The organism is Salinibacterium sp. 10G20-15, from assembly GCF_057365065.1.
This window is the reverse complement of the sequence record NZ_CP195118.1, coordinates 2,057,130-2,073,223: the sequence shown is the minus strand read 5'-3', so window position 1 is coordinate 2,073,223 and position 16,094 is coordinate 2,057,130. Positions and strand designations below refer to the sequence as shown.

General features: G+C 60.6%; 23 protein-coding genes and 2 tRNA genes. 8 read left to right on the top strand and 17 right to left on the bottom strand.

Features of this window, described 5'->3' with window-relative positions; translation table 11 throughout:
* Positions 1–3 precede the first annotated feature (3 nt).
* The 6 genes from ACR3YK_RS10050 to msrA form a co-directional block, all read right to left on the bottom strand.
* Entirely contained in the window at positions 4–471 is a 468-nt protein-coding gene (locus ACR3YK_RS10050) for an acyl-CoA thioesterase (RefSeq protein WP_486174745.1), read from the bottom strand.
* A gap of 2 nt (positions 472–473) precedes the next feature.
* Entirely contained in the window at positions 474–2,156 is a 1,683-nt protein-coding gene (ettA, locus tag ACR3YK_RS10045; protein ID WP_486174744.1) for an energy-dependent translational throttle protein EttA, read from the bottom strand.
* A 47-nt stretch (positions 2,157–2,203) separates the two neighbouring features.
* On the bottom strand, positions 2,204–2,689 hold the full coding sequence (locus ACR3YK_RS10040) for a DUF6993 domain-containing protein (protein WP_486174743.1): 486 nt from the start codon (positions 2,687–2,689) through the stop codon (positions 2,204–2,206).
* A 70-nt stretch (positions 2,690–2,759) separates the two neighbouring features.
* A complete protein-coding gene (locus tag ACR3YK_RS10035) occupies positions 2,760–3,257 on the bottom strand; it encodes a single-stranded DNA-binding protein (protein WP_486174742.1) in 498 nt (165 codons plus the stop codon).
* Between the two features lie 259 nt (positions 3,258–3,516).
* Complete coding sequence (locus ACR3YK_RS10030; RefSeq protein WP_486174741.1) at positions 3,517–3,729, bottom strand: methyltransferase; 213 nt, start codon at positions 3,727–3,729, stop codon at positions 3,517–3,519.
* 123 nt (positions 3,730–3,852) lie between these two features.
* Positions 3,853–4,374 (bottom strand): peptide-methionine (S)-S-oxide reductase MsrA, encoded by a 522-nt coding sequence (gene msrA / locus ACR3YK_RS10025; RefSeq protein ID WP_100388663.1) that lies wholly within the window; start codon positions 4,372–4,374, stop codon positions 3,853–3,855.
* A 90-nt stretch (positions 4,375–4,464) separates the two neighbouring features.
* On the opposite strand from msrA, the gene ACR3YK_RS10020 reads away from it, so the two are divergent.
* The 3 genes from ACR3YK_RS10020 (at position 4,465) to ACR3YK_RS10010 (ending at position 6,597) form a co-directional block, all read left to right on the top strand.
* Complete coding sequence (locus tag ACR3YK_RS10020; RefSeq protein ID WP_486174740.1) at positions 4,465–5,472, top strand: aldo/keto reductase; 1,008 nt, start codon at positions 4,465–4,467, stop codon at positions 5,470–5,472.
* Positions 5,473–5,630: 158 nt separating this feature from the next.
* A complete protein-coding gene (locus ACR3YK_RS10015; RefSeq protein ID WP_486174739.1) occupies positions 5,631–5,876 on the top strand; it encodes a hypothetical protein in 246 nt (81 codons plus the stop codon).
* A 55-nt stretch (positions 5,877–5,931) separates the two neighbouring features.
* A complete protein-coding gene (locus ACR3YK_RS10010) occupies positions 5,932–6,597 on the top strand; it encodes a hypothetical protein (protein ID WP_486174738.1) in 666 nt (221 codons plus the stop codon).
* A 19-nt stretch (positions 6,598–6,616) separates the two neighbouring features.
* On the opposite strand, the gene ACR3YK_RS10005 is transcribed toward ACR3YK_RS10010, so the two are convergent.
* From ACR3YK_RS10005 to ACR3YK_RS09985, 5 genes are all read right to left on the bottom strand, one after another.
* Positions 6,617–6,982 carry a BP74-related protein gene (locus tag ACR3YK_RS10005; RefSeq protein ID WP_486174737.1) on the bottom strand — a complete coding sequence of 122 codons (366 nt, stop codon included), beginning with the start codon at positions 6,980–6,982 and terminating at the stop codon, positions 6,617–6,619.
* Positions 6,983–7,084: 102 nt separating this feature from the next.
* The gene (locus tag ACR3YK_RS10000) at positions 7,085–7,525 is read right to left on the bottom strand and encodes a DUF1801 domain-containing protein (protein WP_486174736.1); all 441 of its coding nucleotides are present in this window, start codon (positions 7,523–7,525) and stop codon (positions 7,085–7,087) included.
* A gap of 24 nt (positions 7,526–7,549) precedes the next feature.
* Positions 7,550–7,622: transfer RNA gene (locus tag ACR3YK_RS09995), tRNA-Arg, on the bottom strand.
* Between the two features lie 54 nt (positions 7,623–7,676).
* The gene (locus tag ACR3YK_RS09990; RefSeq protein ID WP_486174735.1) at positions 7,677–7,979 is read right to left on the bottom strand and encodes a thioredoxin family protein; all 303 of its coding nucleotides are present in this window, start codon (positions 7,977–7,979) and stop codon (positions 7,677–7,679) included.
* Entirely contained in the window at positions 7,957–8,235 is a 279-nt protein-coding gene (locus ACR3YK_RS09985) for an oligoribonuclease (protein WP_486174734.1), read from the bottom strand. The genes ACR3YK_RS09990 and ACR3YK_RS09985 overlap by 23 nt, the downstream gene beginning before the upstream one ends.
* A gap of 66 nt (positions 8,236–8,301) precedes the next feature.
* Here ACR3YK_RS09985 and orn point away from each other — a divergent pair, with 66 nt between their 5' ends.
* The 4 genes from orn to ACR3YK_RS09965 all read left to right on the top strand — a co-directional run bounded on the left by orn (position 8,302) and on the right by ACR3YK_RS09965 (position 10,200).
* Positions 8,302–8,922, top strand: a complete 621-nt coding sequence (gene orn / locus ACR3YK_RS09980) for an oligoribonuclease (protein WP_486174733.1) — start codon at positions 8,302–8,304, stop codon at positions 8,920–8,922.
* A gap of 46 nt (positions 8,923–8,968) precedes the next feature.
* Positions 8,969–9,044 (top strand) — tRNA-His (locus ACR3YK_RS09975).
* A 144-nt stretch (positions 9,045–9,188) separates the two neighbouring features.
* The gene (locus ACR3YK_RS09970; RefSeq protein ID WP_486174732.1) at positions 9,189–9,539 is read left to right on the top strand and encodes a metallopeptidase family protein; all 351 of its coding nucleotides are present in this window, start codon (positions 9,189–9,191) and stop codon (positions 9,537–9,539) included.
* A 70-nt stretch (positions 9,540–9,609) separates the two neighbouring features.
* Complete coding sequence (locus tag ACR3YK_RS09965; RefSeq protein ID WP_486174731.1) at positions 9,610–10,200, top strand: hypothetical protein; 591 nt, start codon at positions 9,610–9,612, stop codon at positions 10,198–10,200.
* Positions 10,201–10,226: 26 nt separating this feature from the next.
* Here the strand turns inward: ACR3YK_RS09965 and ACR3YK_RS09960 are convergent, their stop codons facing one another.
* From ACR3YK_RS09960 to ACR3YK_RS09945, 4 genes are all read right to left on the bottom strand, one after another.
* Positions 10,227–10,781: a nucleoside/nucleotide kinase family protein gene (locus ACR3YK_RS09960; RefSeq protein ID WP_486174730.1), complete on the bottom strand. Its 555-nt coding sequence runs from the start codon at positions 10,779–10,781 to the stop codon at positions 10,227–10,229.
* Positions 10,771–11,526, bottom strand: coding sequence for an energy-coupling factor transporter transmembrane component T family protein (locus tag ACR3YK_RS09955; RefSeq protein ID WP_486174729.1), 756 nt, complete (start codon positions 11,524–11,526; stop codon positions 10,771–10,773). Before ACR3YK_RS09955 ends, ACR3YK_RS09960 begins: the two co-directional genes overlap by 11 nt.
* The gene (locus tag ACR3YK_RS09950; RefSeq protein WP_486174728.1) at positions 11,523–12,887 is read right to left on the bottom strand and encodes an ABC transporter ATP-binding protein; all 1,365 of its coding nucleotides are present in this window, start codon (positions 12,885–12,887) and stop codon (positions 11,523–11,525) included. The genes ACR3YK_RS09955 and ACR3YK_RS09950 overlap by 4 nt, the downstream gene beginning before the upstream one ends.
* Positions 12,888–12,958: 71 nt before the next feature.
* A complete protein-coding gene (locus tag ACR3YK_RS09945) occupies positions 12,959–13,591 on the bottom strand; it encodes an ECF transporter S component (RefSeq protein ID WP_486174727.1) in 633 nt (210 codons plus the stop codon).
* Positions 13,592–13,759: 168 nt separating this feature from the next.
* Here ACR3YK_RS09945 and ACR3YK_RS09940 point away from each other — a divergent pair, with 168 nt between their 5' ends.
* The gene (locus tag ACR3YK_RS09940) at positions 13,760–14,686 is read left to right on the top strand and encodes an LLM class F420-dependent oxidoreductase (RefSeq protein WP_486174726.1); all 927 of its coding nucleotides are present in this window, start codon (positions 13,760–13,762) and stop codon (positions 14,684–14,686) included.
* A 16-nt stretch (positions 14,687–14,702) separates the two neighbouring features.
* Here ACR3YK_RS09940 and ACR3YK_RS09935 read toward each other — a convergent pair whose 3' ends face one another.
* A complete protein-coding gene (locus ACR3YK_RS09935; protein WP_486174725.1) occupies positions 14,703–15,554 on the bottom strand; it encodes a DUF3097 domain-containing protein in 852 nt (283 codons plus the stop codon).
* The gene (locus ACR3YK_RS09930) at positions 15,551–15,994 is read right to left on the bottom strand and encodes a VanZ family protein (protein WP_486174724.1); all 444 of its coding nucleotides are present in this window, start codon (positions 15,992–15,994) and stop codon (positions 15,551–15,553) included. The genes ACR3YK_RS09935 and ACR3YK_RS09930 overlap by 4 nt, the downstream gene beginning before the upstream one ends.
* Between the last annotated feature and the right edge of the window lie 100 nt (positions 15,995–16,094).

Here is a 16,094-nt window from a genome sequence, read left to right as displayed (position 1 = left end):
GCGTTAGCGCCGTTTGCCGAATTGCAGAGGCTCTTCGGCATAATGCGCGAAGGCCTCGCGTTGCTCAGCACTAATCCGCAGTGGGCGTGAGCTGGCAGCGTCGACGAGAACCAAAGTTGTGGATGCCCGCACATACAACTCCCGCGGTGCAACGTTCACCGGGGTATAGATCTCGTAGCAAACCTCTAAGCTCGCTCCCCCGATTCGACCGATCCACATCTCGATGTCCACGGGTTCGCGCAGGTATGGGATCGGCAGCAGATACTCGATTTCCTGACGCGCGATGAGCGTCATCGTGGGGCCGCCCGGGCGACCGTCGAGTACTGCGGTGAGGGGCGCATCCTCTCCCGCTGCTGGCCAAAACGCGTGAATGCGTGCCTCTTCGAGGAGGCGAAACACTTCGGCGTTGTTGACGTGTTGGTACGCGTCAACGTCTGACCAGCGCAGCGGGAGAGGTACGTGAAGCCTCATTGCTAGTCGCGGGTCAGCTTGCGGTAGGCACTGCGGTGCGGCTTGGCGGCATCGGGACCGAGTCGCTCGATCTTGTTCTCTTCGTAAGCTTCGAAGTTTCCCTCGAACCAGTGCCAGTAGCCGGGCGTCTCTTCGCTGCCTTCGTAGGCAAGGATGTGAGTCGCGATGCGGTCGAGGAACCACCTGTCGTGAGTGATGACCACAGCACAACCGGGGAATTCGAGCAGTGCGTTCTCAAGGCTTCCGAGCGTTTCTACATCGAGGTCGTTTGTCGGTTCGTCGAGCAGCAAGAGGTTTCCGCCCTGCTTGAGCGTGAGCGCCAAGTTCAAACGGTTGCGCTCACCACCGGAAAGCACACCAGCTTTCTTTTGCTGGTCTGGCCCTTTGAAGCCGAACTGGGAGACGTAGCCACGAGACGGAATCTCAGTCTTGCCGACTTGGATGAAGTCTTGGCCGTCAGAAACGACTTCCCACAGCGTCTTGTTGGGATCGATTCCGCCGCGGCTCTGGTCAACGTACGAGATGTCGACGGTTTCACCGACTTTGAGCGTTCCCTCGTCGAGGGGTTCAAGACCAACGATGGTCTTGAAGAGGGTAGTCTTTCCGACACCGTTGGGGCCGATGACGCCAACGATTCCGTTTCGCGGAAGGGTGAAGCTCAATCCATCGATCAGCACTCGGTCGCCGAAGCTTTTCTTGAGGTTTTTGGCTTCGATTACTTGCGACCCGAGTCGCGGCCCCATGGGGATCACGATCTCTTCGAAGTCCAATTTTCTGGTCTTCTCTGCCTCGTTCGCCATTTCTTCGTAACGCGCGAGTCGAGCCTTCGACTTGGTCTGGCGACCCTTGGAGTTTGAGCGCACCCATTCGAGTTCGCTCGAGAGACGCTTCGCGAGCTTGGCATCTTTCTTGCCCTGCACCTGAAGTCGCTCTTGCTTCTTCTCGAGGTAGGTCGAGTAGTTGCCCTCGTAGGGGTAAAGGTGACCGCGGTCGACTTCGGCAATCCATTCGGCGACGTGGTCGAGGAAGTACCTATCGTGAGTGACGGCCAGTACGGCGCCCGGGTACTTGGAGAGGTGCTGCTCGAGCCAGAGAACACTCTCGGCGTCGAGGTGGTTAGTGGGCTCATCGAGAAGCAGCAGGTCGGGCTTCTGGAGGAGCAGTTTAGTGAGCGCTACGCGGCGCTTTTCTCCACCGGAGAGTTTGTTGACGGGCCAGTCTCCGGGAGGGGTACGCAGAGCATCCATTGCCTGTTCGAGCTGGGAGTCGAGGTCCCACGCGTCGGCGGCGTCGATGTCTTCTTGGAGCGAGCCCATTTCGACCATGAGGGCGTCGAAGTCCGCGTCGGGCTCAGCCATTTCAAGGCCAATAGCAGCGTGACGGTCAACCTTTGCTTTGATCTCGCCAACACCTTCTTGAACGTTTTCGAGAACGGTCTTCGTCTCATCGAGCTCGGGCTCCTGCATGAGGATGCCCACGCTGTAGCCGGGGCTCAGTCGAGCTTCACCGTTGCTGGGGGTGTCGAGACCGGCCATGATCTTGAGGATCGTGGACTTACCGGCACCGTTGGGGCCAACCACACCGATCTTCGCGCCGGGGTAGAACGACATTGTGACGTCGTCAAGAATGAGCTTGTCGCCGACCGCTTTTCGCGCGCGCACCATGGAATAAATGAATTCGGCCATGTGACCATTCTACGGAGCGTTCGGGCTCAGTCGAACCCGTTGAAGAGTTACCAGTCGATCGGTCGAGTCTTTCCCACGAGACAGCTTCCCGTTCCGAGCAAAGGCTCGATGGATGACGAGTAGTTGTCGGCAGTGAACTGCCCGATAAGGCACTCTCCCTTGATGCGCACTGAAACGACGATCGAGTCTGCTGCAAGGCCAATGGCGGTCGCGTCGGGGGTGACTTCCATGTCTTGTTTCTCGAAGCCGTTTTCTACGAGCTTGTCGATGATGCTGCGGCCGTCTCCGCGTCCATTCGCGTCGAAAGACTCGTTGTTGAGCATGTCGAAGAACTGGCGGTTACCCGCGGCAGCTTCCCCCGGGCGAAGAATCGGGCCTGTGGGCGTGGCACCTGGTTCGGGTGTGTTGCTGGCTTCTGCGGTCGGCGTTGCGGTCGGTTCGGGCTCTTGCGCAACACAACCGCTGAGGGCAATGACTGCCGCGATGGTGAGGGCGAGAGCAGCACCGAGTCGGCCGGTAGGTCGTACGCGCATTGCATTCCCTTCGTCGGCCACGATTCTTCCGGGCCGCGTCAATTCTAGATTGCTTACGCGCACGATCCACTCAGAAGGGTTTAGCCTCTCCGCTTGCGACGCCAACGAGTTCGCCTTCTTCTGCGTTGTCTCCGGCGTCTGCGGCATCCGCATCGTCCGCAGCAGGGAACTTGTCATCGTCGTCGCTGCGGCTGTTCGACTGGTTCCCGCTCGAAATAGTGCGCGAGAACTGGGCCGTTCCCCACATCAGGTCGTGGCCAAGAGAGTCAGCCTCAATCTCGATGTTGATTCCGCTGCGATCGGCGTTCTCCCATTCACGAATCTTTAGTCGGCCCGTAAGCACAACTCGATCGCCTTTACCGATCGATGTCGCGCTGTTGATCGCGAGCTGACGGAACGAAGTGATCGTGTACCAATTGGTCTCGCCGTCGATCCAGCGCTGGTTGCTGCGATCGAAACGTCGCTGCGTTGACGCAAGCCGGAATGACGTGATGGGCAAGCCTTCCCCTGTCACGATGTGACGCGGTGCGGTAGCGACGAGCCCGGAAACGGTAATGGTGTCTGACATAGCTACTCCTAGTTTTGGGCCGCACAACGAATAGTGCGACCGAATGGGAGACAGATGCGGGTCGACACTCGTGCCGGGAAGCCGACCCGGCATCCGTCTGACACCAGTGTTCTTTGAGCGCGCAAGCCAGAGCGTCCGATGCCGGGTTCTGTGGACGGCACCGGCTTTCAACACTCAGCGCAGGAGTAGTCAGCGCATGTTCGCCCGCGCAGGCTGAGCAGCGCAGGAGTAGTCAGTTTGGGCGAGGCCCACGCGCGACCTAGTGCTCGCGGAACTCAGGCCACGCCGTGCCGGGCAACAGGCTTGCGTGCAGGGCAGACTTCGCGGCATCCAGTGTGGGATACACCCCTCGATAGTCTCCGTCTTTCAATAACTTGAAGGTGAACCCGTCGATTACCCGGTGAACCGAGCCGACTGCTCCTGCCTGAGTGAATGCCACCCAGGTCTGTCCGGTCAGAGTGTGGTTTGTCATTTCCGAACCTCCTTCGAATTAGTGAGACGACGCCAGTGTCGCTTGTTAACGACCGTACGCCGCCTCGCGACGAAGATAAAGACCTTCGCGCTAGACGGCGCACAGTGCGTGTCGCTGCGGGAGCTACTTGATGTAGCTCGAGAACGACGAACGGATTTTGTTGACCTTCGGCAATGCCACCGCCATGCAGTAGCCCTGACCGGGGTTTTTAGCGAAGAAGTCTTGGTGGTATTCCTCGGCGTTGTAGTAGGTGTCGAGTGGCTCGATCGTGGTCACAATGCCACCATCCCAATATTCGGATGCGCGATCACGGGCTGCTTCGAACAGCGCCTTCTGCTCGTCCCCGACATAGAACATGGCCGAACGGTACGACGAACCGATGTCGTTTCCCTGTCGGTTGAGCTGGCGCGGGTCGTGCAGCGTGAAGTAGACGTCGAGGATGACCTCGTCGGGGATTACCTCGGGGTCGAACGTGACCGCAACCGCTTCAGCGTGACCCGTAGTCTCCGTGCACACCAGTTCGTAGCTGGGGTTGGGCACGGTTCCGCCGGTGTAGCCGGAAACCACGTCAGTAACGCCATTGAGGGTGCGGTAGACCGCATCGAGGCACCAGAAACAGCCGCCTGCGAGATGAAATGTGTGCATAAGTTGAGCCTACTTTCTTGGGCTGGATGTCTCATACAACGCACACCTCGCACGCTGTGTTCCCTCAGTCGCTGGGCATATGCTGAGCGAATGCCTTATGACGCTTCTCCCCTCCGTTATGACTCCGCCGAGTACCACCGCGTAGGCCATAGCGGCCTCAAACTTCCCGCGATCTCGCTGGGATTGTGGAATAACTTTGGCGATGATCGCCCGCGCGCCACCCAGCGCGCGATTCTGCGCCGTGCTTTCGATCTCGGAATCACCCACTTCGACCTCGCCAACAACTACGGCCCCGAAATCGGCGCCGCCGAACGTAACTTCGGTGAGATCTTCGCCGACGATTTTGTGCCGTACCGCGACGAAATGATCGTCTCGACCAAGGCCGGCTACACCATGGGTGAGGGCCCATACCAAGACTTCGGTTCGCGCAAGTACCTAATCTCCTCCCTCGACGCGAGCCTCGACCGGATGGGTCTCGACTACGTCGACATCTACTACCACCACCGCCCCGATCCTGAGACTCCCATTGAGGAGACCATGGGCGCGCTCGCGACGGCGGTGAACTCAGGCAAGGCACTCTACGTCGGTGTCTCCAACTACAACCCCGAGCAGACGCTCGCCGCCCAAGAGGCGCTTGCCGAATACGGCATCCCGCTCACGATTCATCAGCCCCGTTACAACATGTTCGATCGCCACATTGAAGACGGGCTCTTCCCCGTTCTCGATCAGATCGGCGCCGGCAGCATCGTCTTCTCGCCGCTGGCGCAGGGGCTGCTGACTGATCGCTACATGGATGGCACAATCCCCGAGGGTTCGCGTGCTTCTGAGGGCCGCTGGCTTCAGCCGGGTCCGCTCAGCGACACGTATTTGCAGCGCGTTCGCGCCCTCAACGAGATTGCGCAGAACCGCGGCCAGAGCTTGGCGCAGCTCGCCCTCACCTGGGTGCTGCGTCATCCGCAGGTCACATCTGCTCTTGTCGGCGCGAGCAGCGTCGCCCAATTAGAGAACAACTTCGCGGCCCTCGAAGGAGCACCGCTGACGGATGATGAACTCGCCGCGATCGAACCCCTTGCGGTCGACGGCACAGCTCTTCGCTAGCCACTCCCGCACCTCAACAGAGGCCGGATTTCGCACACACGCGCGGAATCCGGCCTTTGTCATGCCTGCTGATTCCGCGCCGCCGCAGCCGAATGTCAGTGTTCGAACATATATTCGAATTATTCGATACTCGTGCCCAGCAGCTGAAGGAGCTTTCCATGACCACTCTCGACTTCGCCGGCCCCGCGCAATCGATCCGCGCGGGCATCGTGACGGTGCAGCTCAACGACGATCTTTGGCGCATCACTCGCCCTGACGGCGAAGTGCTGGGCTATGTTCACCGCTGGATATCAGCGGCCGGAACGCGCTACCAAGCGAAACGAATGCTGCAGCGTCAGCGTCGCTTTTTGCCGTTGGGAGATTTTTGGACGATCGACGATGCTTTGGATATCTTCCGGTTTTGATGTGACGCGCCTGTCGCTCTGCGTTAGCGGCCGTTAGCAGGGTTACAGTGCCAACATGATTCTTGAGTGGTGGAACGATCTCGTCGACTGGTTCAACTCCGATCAGGGGTGGACGTTCATTACGAGCGCTCTCGTGCCCTTCCTCGCGATTGTTGTCGGAGGAATCATCGTGGGCATGATCGCGCGCTCGTCGCTGCGTCGCCTCATTGCGCAACAAGACCGCCAGGCCAAGGCAGCTGCCGTTGCAGCGCTCATCGCTTCCGGGCGTCGCGCTGCCGTGTGGAGCACGCTCTCGGCCGGCGAAAAGGAACACGTCGACCACCAGGCCAGCGAGGCCGAAGTGCGCGTACGCCTGCTCCCCCTCAAGGGTGCGAACATCGCCGCCGATTGGGCAGCCCACAAGCTGGCCGCTATGAAGAAGAACTCGGTCAACTACAGTTTCCAAGCCGAGCAAGATCTGGCTGAGCTGCAGGATGGCCTCATTGACTGGCAGGCCCGTCCCGGCCGCGCCAAGAAGCTTTTCGCGCAAGACCTCGCGAGCTGGAAGTACGAAACGGGCGAAGCTGAAGACGAACTTGTCGTGAAGCAGCAAGAGTGGGCTTCACGTCAGGCCGCTGACGGTTCGACGACGACACCGTCCACCACCGCGGGAACGTCGACGACGTCGAGCTCCACTTCAGAAGCCACCCCGACGGTCGTCGTCACTCCCGACCGCAACTAGCGGACGGAAGGCTCTCCGTTTAGGCGTCAGGGCCTTCGACTGCAACCACCTGAGCTGACCACGGGCAAAAACGTTCGAACGCGGAGATATTGTCTTCGACATGTTGCGGGCTGCCGTCACACGATGCGACCGACACATTGGTGAACTCGAGCGTTGCTGGATCGACGTGCCACGACCAGGGCGCATTGACGCTGGAGTTTCCGGGGACAACGTCACCGCTGGGTACCGTTGCGAGGTTCTCGCCTGCCAACAAACCCTGAGCGTGTTCCACTAGCTCCGGCGTGGCAAGCTCGATCGTGAATTGCTCGCCACCCGACACTTCGAAGACCGCGACCGTCGGCTTCGGGCCGATACACCCCGCCACAGTCAGCGTGAGCGCCGTCACCGCGAGAATTGCCAGCGATCGGGATGTTGGCAGAGATCGAGATGTTGGCAGAGTTAGGGATATTGGCAGAGTTCGCCCCGACCGCGGAGCCACTGCCACAGGCTAGTTACCCTCTGCTCGCGCGTCGTAGTCGAAACGAGCCACGTCGTAACTGCGCGTCAGCAGTTCTTCGAGAACAGCAAGATCGACATCCTCGAGCTTCTTAATGTAAAGACACCCCACCGCAAGCTCGTGCTTGCCTAGGCGCTCCAAGAGTTCGGGAAACTCGCGAAAATTACGTGCGGTGTACAGCGAGATTTTGGCTTTGCGAGGCGAAAACCCGATCGTGGCGGTGTCGCCCTCGCGACCGGTCGCATAGCGATAGTGAGTAGACCCGAAGCCAATGATCGAGGTGCCCCACATCGTGGCCTGTTGGCCGGATGCGCGAGAAAAGATCTCGAGAAGAGTCTCCGCCTCAGCACGGCGACGGTCAGTAGGAACCTCAGAGATGAACTCCTCCACACTTGCCGCGTTTGCCACAGTCTTGTTGGGTTCGTGAGCCACCAGTCTCTCCCTCTTCAGTGCGGGTGCCCTCGGCAGGATTCGAACCTGCGACCAAGAGATTAGAAGGCTCCTGCTCTATCCCCTGAGCTACGAGGGCGGGGTATACGGCTTAAACGATAGCGTGTCAGCCGCGCTGACATGTCTCAGCCCCCTAAACGGCTTTCGCGAGCGCCACGAGCATCTGGTTGGTTGTGGGGGCGCCTTGGGCACGAAAAACTTCCTCCCCCGCCGCAGACACAATCACGATTGTGGGCGTAGACGTAATTCCAGCCTGTTCGGCTCGATCCGACTCGCGCGCGACATCCAACTCGGCATACGTCACCGCGGGCACAAGGCGCGCCACCTCATCGAGAGTGCGGCGCGCCGCGGCACACGGATCACAGAACGCTGAAGAAAAGAACAGCACAGTGGGCTGTTCGGCAGGAGTGCTGTTAGAGGTCGTTTCGTTCGTCAAGGTCTTCCAGAGGTTCGCTGTCGGCCTGATCCCACGTGTACGTCACGTGGACTTTGTCACCGACCTGCTTGGCTACTGGAGATTCGTAACGCAATTGCGTCTCGGAACCGACAGCATCTGCAGCGATCAGGGTCACATAATCATCCCATCCTGCTTCGGTTGCAATGCGCGTATCGTTACGGCCGTTGTACGGTCCTCCGACAAAAAACACGATGTACTCGTCGCCGTGCGCGAGTGTGGGAGTTGTTTCGCTCATCCCTCAGGTTTAGCAGACCAGGGTGAGCAAACGCTGGCTACGTTTGTTCGGCGGTAGAATCGACTCATGGCATCACACGCTGATTATCTGGTTTGGATCGACTGCGAGATGACGGGGTTGGATGTCGAAATTGACGAACTCGTCGAAGTTGCGGTGGTGATCACTGACTACGACCTCACTCCCGTTGACGAAGGCATGACGATCGTCATCAAGCCCAGCGACGCAGCGCTCGCCAATATGGGTGAGTTCGTTACCGCGATGCACACCTCTAGTGGCCTCATCGAAGAGATGCCCCATGGTGTCTCGCTCGCTGAGGCAGAGACCGCCGTGAGCGACTACATCCTGCAGTACGTACCGAACGCACGCACCGCTCCGATGGCCGGCAACACTATCGGCACCGACCGCACGTTCTTGGCGAAGTACATGCCAAGCGTTGACACCCACTTGCACTACCGCAGCGTCGACGTCTCGTCGATCAAAGAACTTTCTAAGCGCTGGTTCCCCCGCGTGTACTTCAATGCCCCCGGAAAAAACGGTGGTCACCGCGCCTTGGCAGATATTTTGGAATCGATCCGCGAGCTTGATTACTACCGAAAAGCTGTGTTTGTCGGGGAGCCAGGACCCACTACAGAGCAGGTTCAAGCAATTTCTGCGGACGTAGTGGACGGATTCGCCTCGCGACTGTAATACACTTATACAGTTGCTTATCGCCGCAAGGCGAAAAACAACCTTGGTGGGCGTAGCTCAGTTGGTAGAGCGCTGGCTTGTGGAGCCGGATGTCGCGGGTTCGAGCCCCGTCGTTCACCCCAAGAAAACAGTGGTTTGGCACGCGTGATCCCACGCACAGCCAAACCACTGTTTTATTTAAGCCTCACGTCGATGGGGGGGGGCTCACGTCATCAGTTCTCCAGCTTTTGGGCCTCTGGTCAGGAGGTGGCTGGCAAGCTGTACTCATGGAGAATCTCGACGAGCAACAGTTCGAAGCGCTCGTGGTTGAAGGTTTGGATGCGCTTTCTGACGAGATCGTTGACGGACTCGACAACGTGGTGTTTGTGACCGAGAACCGCCCTGAGGACGGTTCCCTCTCGGTGCTTGGACTTTACGATGGTGTTGCTCTCACCGAGCGCGGCCAGTACGGTTTCGGCGAATTGCCCGACCGCATCATCCTTTTTCGTGAACCGCTTCTTGCCGTGAGCGAATCTCTCGACGAACTGAAAGAACAGATTCACATCACTCTCGTGCACGAAATCGCCCATTACTACGGGATCGATGACGAGCAACTGCACGAACTCGGCTGGGCCTAGCTGTTGTTGAGCGGTCTTGCGGCCGCAACCGCGTAGGATTTCGTGAGTGTCACGAACCTCAGGAGGATTGATGATTTCGAGCAAGCGCGCGAGTGCGTTGTTGATGGCCCCGGCCGCACTGCTGGTGCTGTCTGGTTGCGCACTGATCGAACCCGCCGATACCAGTGAGCCGCCGACTGCTATGGAGTTGTGCGCGATGGGTCACACGTGGTCGCTCGACACTGCCGATCTCTCAGAGAAACTGCTCGAACGGCTGCCCTCCGAAGACGTTCCGGCCAAAGCCGTCGAACCAAGCGGAGGCCAGACCCTGACATGGAGCAGCGAAGGCGCCGTCACGATTGACTCCGACCTCGTGCTCACGATCACCGCAGAGCCCAAAAAGGACCAGGTCATGACGATCACGCAGTCCTACACCGGAACCGTCAAGGGCAAGGCTTTGATCAATGTGGATGTCGCGATCCCCCGCGATTGGGACGTATCGGACTACACCGTTGAAACGTCAGCCACGATCGCTGACGAGCCCGTTGAAGAGCTCGCATACACCATCCCGCGCAGCGACTTCGATGACGTCGTTGGTCTCATCCTCACGTGTGAAGCTGATGTGATGACAGTAAACCCGCGCGGAACCGACCTCGTGCAAGTCTGGGCAAAGTCCAACTAACGCAGTTCGCGCTAGCGCAATGTGAACTAGCTCAGCTCGAACCAGCGCGAGATGTCGGTCCCATCGATGATCTCGGTGGCTAACTCTCGCGGGTTCTCGCGCGCCATGAAGCGCTCTTCTTGGCGAGCCCACCGCTCCCAGTGTGGAGCGTAGCTGTCACCGTCGCGATCGAGGGCGCGTTTCTTGCGGGAGGCGTCATCGAGATCAACCCAGATGCTGTGATCGACCATCGGCTGCGAGGCACGGCTGAGCGATCCGATTCCTTCGATCACGATGGGGCGACTGCCATCGAGCTCGTGCCAGCCTCCCGGTGAACTGGTAGCCCAATTCCATTCTTGCCACCGCAATTGGGTGAGGATGCGGGGAACAAGGGCGCTAGCGGCATCCAGACCATCCCAGCCGGGGTAAAAGTCGTCGAGCTTGATGAGCTGAATCTCTGGCCACACAGCCGCCATTGCTCGGCCCAACTCGGTCTTGCCCGAGCCGGAGCGACCGTCGATGAGACAGCGCCACCGCGGCGATGGCAGTGGCAGCAAGGGCAGCGACGCCGAAGGCTTGAGCGGTACGGAGTTAGCCGACAATGAGGTTCCAACTTCCCGTGAGCACAGCAACCACGGTAGCGGCAATGCCCACGAGAAGGCCGACGAGCAGCGTAAGCCACTCTGCTGCCCCCCACGGCGACTCGCGAGCCCACGTGCGCGGCTGAGAGCCGCCGAAACCACGAGCTTCCATTGCTATCGAGAGCTTACTGCCGCGCCGGATTGACAGCACGAGCAGGGCGAAGGCTTGCCCCGCGAGCCGGCGGAGCCTTCCGCGATCGGCGACGCCGCGAGCGCGCCGAGCGAGTTCCAAAGAGCGCCAGTCCTCAAGGAAAAGGCTGACCATCCGCACGGCTGCAAGGGCGCCGAGAACGAAACGATCGGGAAGTTTCAGACGCTGAGCAAGGCCATCGGCGAAGTCAGTCGGGTCGATGGAAAGAAAAAGCACTACCGCCGGCAACCCGATCGCGAGAACTCGCAGAAAGGTTGCAAGTGCGAGTTCGATCGAGCCGTCGCTTATGCGAACGAGCAGAAACTCGAAGTACACCGCACCGTCGTAGCGCCCGTAGAGCAGGATCGTGAGCGCCGTCAGGGGCGCCGCGATCCAGACCGGCAGCGTTCGCAGCCAAAATCGCTTCGGTTCGATGCCCATGAAGGCGATAATCATGAGCTCGAGCACGAGAGCCGTCGTCGCCGAAACCCAGTCAATAGTCACGAGCAGGAAGAGGCTTACGATGAGCCCCGCTCCGAGCTTGGCCACCGGATTCACCGCCGCGATGGGGATCATTCGAGTACCACCGTAGAGTCTGCGAGCGCCTCGACGAACTCAAGGTCGTGACTGACCGCGATGACGCTGCTGCCGTCATCCACAAGGCGGGCCAGCAGCGCCAGCAGTTCGCTCCACGTGCGCGAGTCTTGGCCAAACGTGGGTTCGTCGAGCACGAGCACTTGGGGGCGCGTCGCGAGCGCTGTGGCGACGCTGAGGCGGCGTTTCTCACCGCCCGAGAGTGTGAAGGGGTTGGCTTGGGCAAGCTTGTCAAGGCGCAATCGCGTGAGCAGTTCATCCACTCGGTCGCTCATCTCGGCGACCGAAAGCTTGAGCGCCCGCGGGCCAACTTCGAGCTCTGCGCGCACCGTGCTCGTCAAGAATTGATGTTCGGGGTCTTGAAACACGGTGCCGATGCGGGTGAGTAGTTCCCGGGATTTCCAGCGAATCGGATGCTCGCCTGCGCCGGTCGCGAGTGCAGGGCTCGCCACCACTGCGCCGCCCACCGGCGCGAGCAACCCGCCGAGTGTCTGTGCGAGCGTGGACTTGCCTGCCCCGTTGGGCCCGGTGATTGCGAGCGCCTGACTGCTCAGAATTTCGCGATCAAACGGCGCTCCGAGCGCTTTCTTCGCCCGCCCGAAGGCGAGACGTTCTGCAGTCAGCACGGTGTGCTGCTCGCCGCGAGTACGCCGTGCGGGGCGCGGCGGCGGAAACTCCGGGATCCACACTCCGCGAGCTGCCAGTTCTTTGCCCTGGCGCGACAGGACCTCGACGGGTGCTCCATCGGCGATGACTCCCCCGCCCGCCGCGAGTACAACGACGCGGTCGACGACATCGCTCCACACCGACACACGATGCTCGACGACCACAATCGTGGCACCGGTCGCTTCAGCAACCCGGATCACAGCATCCCGAACCTCGGTAACACCAGCGGGGTCGAGGTTAGCGGTGGGCTCGTCGAGCACGACCAAGCCCGGTTGCATCGCGAGCACACCGGCGAGTGCCAGTCGCTGCTTTTGCCCGCCCGAGAGCGCATTCGTCGAGCGATCAAGGGCGACGTCGAGCCCAACCTGTTCGAGACTGAGGCGCACCCGCTGCCAGATCTCGTCGCGCGGCACGCCAAGGTTCTCGCACCCGAACGCGACGTCGTCTCCGACGCGCTCCAAAATTACTTGGCTATCGGGGTCTTGAATGACGAGACCGGTACGGCCGCGGATGGCTGCCGGATGCTGACCATCCACCAGCAGTGAGCCTTCGGATTCCCCTTCATCGTCGCCAACAACTCCGGCGAGGGCGTGCAGGAAGGTTGATTTGCCGGCACCGGATTCGCCGAGCAGTAATACGCGTTCGCCCGGTTCAATGCGCAGGTCGAGCCCACGCACCGCCCACGCGAGCCTGCTGGAGTGGCGCCACCCCCATCCTTCGACGGTGACGCCAACAGGCGTAGTGGGGCTCAGACCCGCTTCGCAATCTCGCGACCGGCACCGAAGCGGTTGAGCGCTCCGGTAGCAGCAAGACCGCGAGTGGCGAGCCACGAGAGCAGCCCGGCGATGATCATGCCGCCAATGACCGCAGCGACGGTGTAGATGATGATGAACGGCAAGGCTGATCCGGGGTACCAGAGCAACAGGTCAGTGATCGCCATCGCGAGGCCTGCGCCGGCGCCGGCAAGAATCGCACCGCTAACGCGCCAGTTGGCGTAGAGGAACGCTGCGAAGATGATCTCCGCGCCAAGCCCCTGAGTGAAGCCACTCACGAGAGTGAGGGGGCCCCACTGGTTACCGATCAGAGCCGAGACTGAAGCAGCAACCATTTCGCCATAGAGTGCAGCACCTGGTTTACGGATTACGAGGGCGGTGAGAACGCCTGCAAAAAGCCAGAAGCCGCCGCCGATCGCCTGCAGTCCCGGCAGCAGCGCAGAGAACGGAGCGAGGGCTGGAGTCGATGCGACGTTCCAGACGACGAAGATCAGTCCGCTCGCTACGCCGATGACACTGGCCACAACGATATCGATGACGCGCCACTGAAAGCGCGACCCGGGGGTGGATGTAGTCGGCGTGGATGAAGATGATGCTGTTGTGGTCACTTTCGTGCCTTTCACTAGGGAATGGCACGGGTTTCAAGAGTGTCTGCTCCCTGCGCTGGCATGATCCAGATCAGGTTCGACGGTCGAAGCTTGGAGAAGCTCCCTCTCAGCCCGGCTCACCGGACTCCCGTGTTCGCCACCCAGTCTAATCATCAATAGGCTCAGGGTATGGACTTTCGCATCTTCACCGAACCTCAGAATGGCGCCAGCTACAGCGATCAGCTTGCGTTGGCACAAGCAGCAGAGAAGCTTGGCTTCAACGGCTATTTCCGTTCTGACCACTACCTGACGATGGATGATCGCAACGGTGGACTGCCCGGTCCGACCGACTCGTGGACCACGCTCGCTGGTCTCGCGCGTGAGACCTCGACCATTCGCCTCGGCACCCTCGTGTCGTCGGCGACCTTCCGGCATCCGGGCATTCTGGCCATTCAGGTGGCTCAGGTCGACGACATGTCGGGCGGGCGCATCGAACTCGGTCTCGGCACCGGGTGGTTCGAAAAAGAGCACACCGCCTACGGCATCCCGTTTCCGGCAAAGCGGTTCGGGATGCTCGAAGAACAGCTCGACGTAATCACGGGCATCTGGGGCACCGACCCCGGAAAAACCTTCTCGTACGAAGGCAAGCACTACCAGCTGAGCCAGTCCCCCGCGCTGCCGAAGCCGGTGCAAAATCCGCTGCCGATCATCATCGGCGGCAGTGGACCGAGCCGCACGCCGGCGCTCACCGCCACGTTCGCGGCCGAGTACAACGCTGGCTTCGCCACCATCGCACCGCTCAAAGAACGCATCGACCGCGTTCACGCCGCGTGCGAACACTTCGACCGCGACCCCGCGACTCTGGTGCTCTCGATCGCCGGAACGACAGCCGTCGGCGCTACCGAAGCTCAGATCGGCACTCGCGCTACCGCCGCCAACAGCACGCCCGATGCGTTACGCCACGGTGGCTTTGCCGGAACCGCAAGCGAAGTCGTCGACAAGATCTCCGAGCTGAAAGCCCTCGGCTTTACCCGCGTCTACTTCCAAGTAATGGACTTCCACGACGTCGACCAGCTCGACTTCCTCGCGCGCGAAGTGATTCCGCAGCTCGACTAGAGCCGCCGCGCGCTAGCTAAGCCTCGTGGTCGACCGTCACGAAGTCGATCAAGTGCTCGACCCTGCCCAGCAGCTCCGGTTCAAGGTCGCCGAAGTTCTTCACTTTCGAGAGGATGAACTGCCACGCGCGCGCAATATCTGCTTGGTCCTCGTGCGGCCAGCCGAAGGCTTCACAAATGCCGTGCTTCCACTCGATTGTGCGGGGCACGGTGGGCCACGCGGCGATACCGAGGCTGTGCGGTTTGACCGCTTGCCAGACATCCACGAATGGATGCCCGACCACAAGCGCGTACTTGCCGTACTTGCCGCGCCCCACCGCCTCCGCAATGCGGCTCTCCTTCGACCCAGGAACAAGGTGATCGACCAAGATCCCCAGCTTGCGTTCGGAGGTGGGTGCGAAGTCTGCGACGATCTTCTCGAGGTCATCGATGCCACCGAGGAACTCGACGACAACGCCCTCGGCGCGCAGGTCATCGCCCCATACTTTCTCGACGAGTTCGGCGTCGTGGCGACCTTCCACGTAGATGCGGCTCGCGAGCGCGGTGCGAGCGCGTTGCTCTGGCGCCGCAAAGGAGCCCGACGCGGTCTTGCGAGTGGCCGTGGCACCGGCCTTCGGGAGGGGCTTCACCAGCTCGACAGGTACGCCATCGATCAGATAGCCGCTCCCCAGCGGAAAGGCGCGGGAACGGCCGCTGCGGTCTTCAAGCTCCAGTAGGCCATCGGTGAATCGAACGAGCGCTCCGACGTAGCCGTCGGCAATAACTTCAACAACCATGTCGCGTTCGATCGGCACCTTCGGCAGAACCTTCGGGCCGCGTTGAACGCTGAAGTCAGCGAGAACATCGTGGGAATAGCGGTCGTCAGTCACCGATCGAGGTTAAGGGGTGCCGCCGAGTTGCTGGCGGAGGCGCGACGAGAGGTCGCGAGGTTGGTGGCAGCACGGGCTCTCCGTCCGCCCGGGCTGTGCGCATGCTCCCGCCAGACAGCGACGACGACAGCAACGGCTACCCCGATGCCCGCGCCAATGCTGGCCAAAAGGATGTCGACGACGGCTGCGTACCCGGCGGGCATCCACACCGTCTGTGCTGCTTCGAGCCACGCTGCGGCAACGATGCTGAAAGCGAGAGCGGCCCACCACCGACGGCGGCCGAACATGCCGACAAGAAAAATTCCGACCGGGATGAATGCCACCGTAGTCCAGAACCAGAAACGACCGTTACTACCCGGAGCAGTGACGAATGCGAGACTCGCCAGCGCAGCGAAATACAGCGCTGCTGCGGCAGCCACTGCGAATCTCGATCGGATCATAGAAATATTGTCACAAGCGCATCTTCGTGCAAGTTGTGAGAATGGTGCGTGCGGAGTGTGAACGGCTCGTTTTACCGCAACGATTCGATAACTGGCGTCA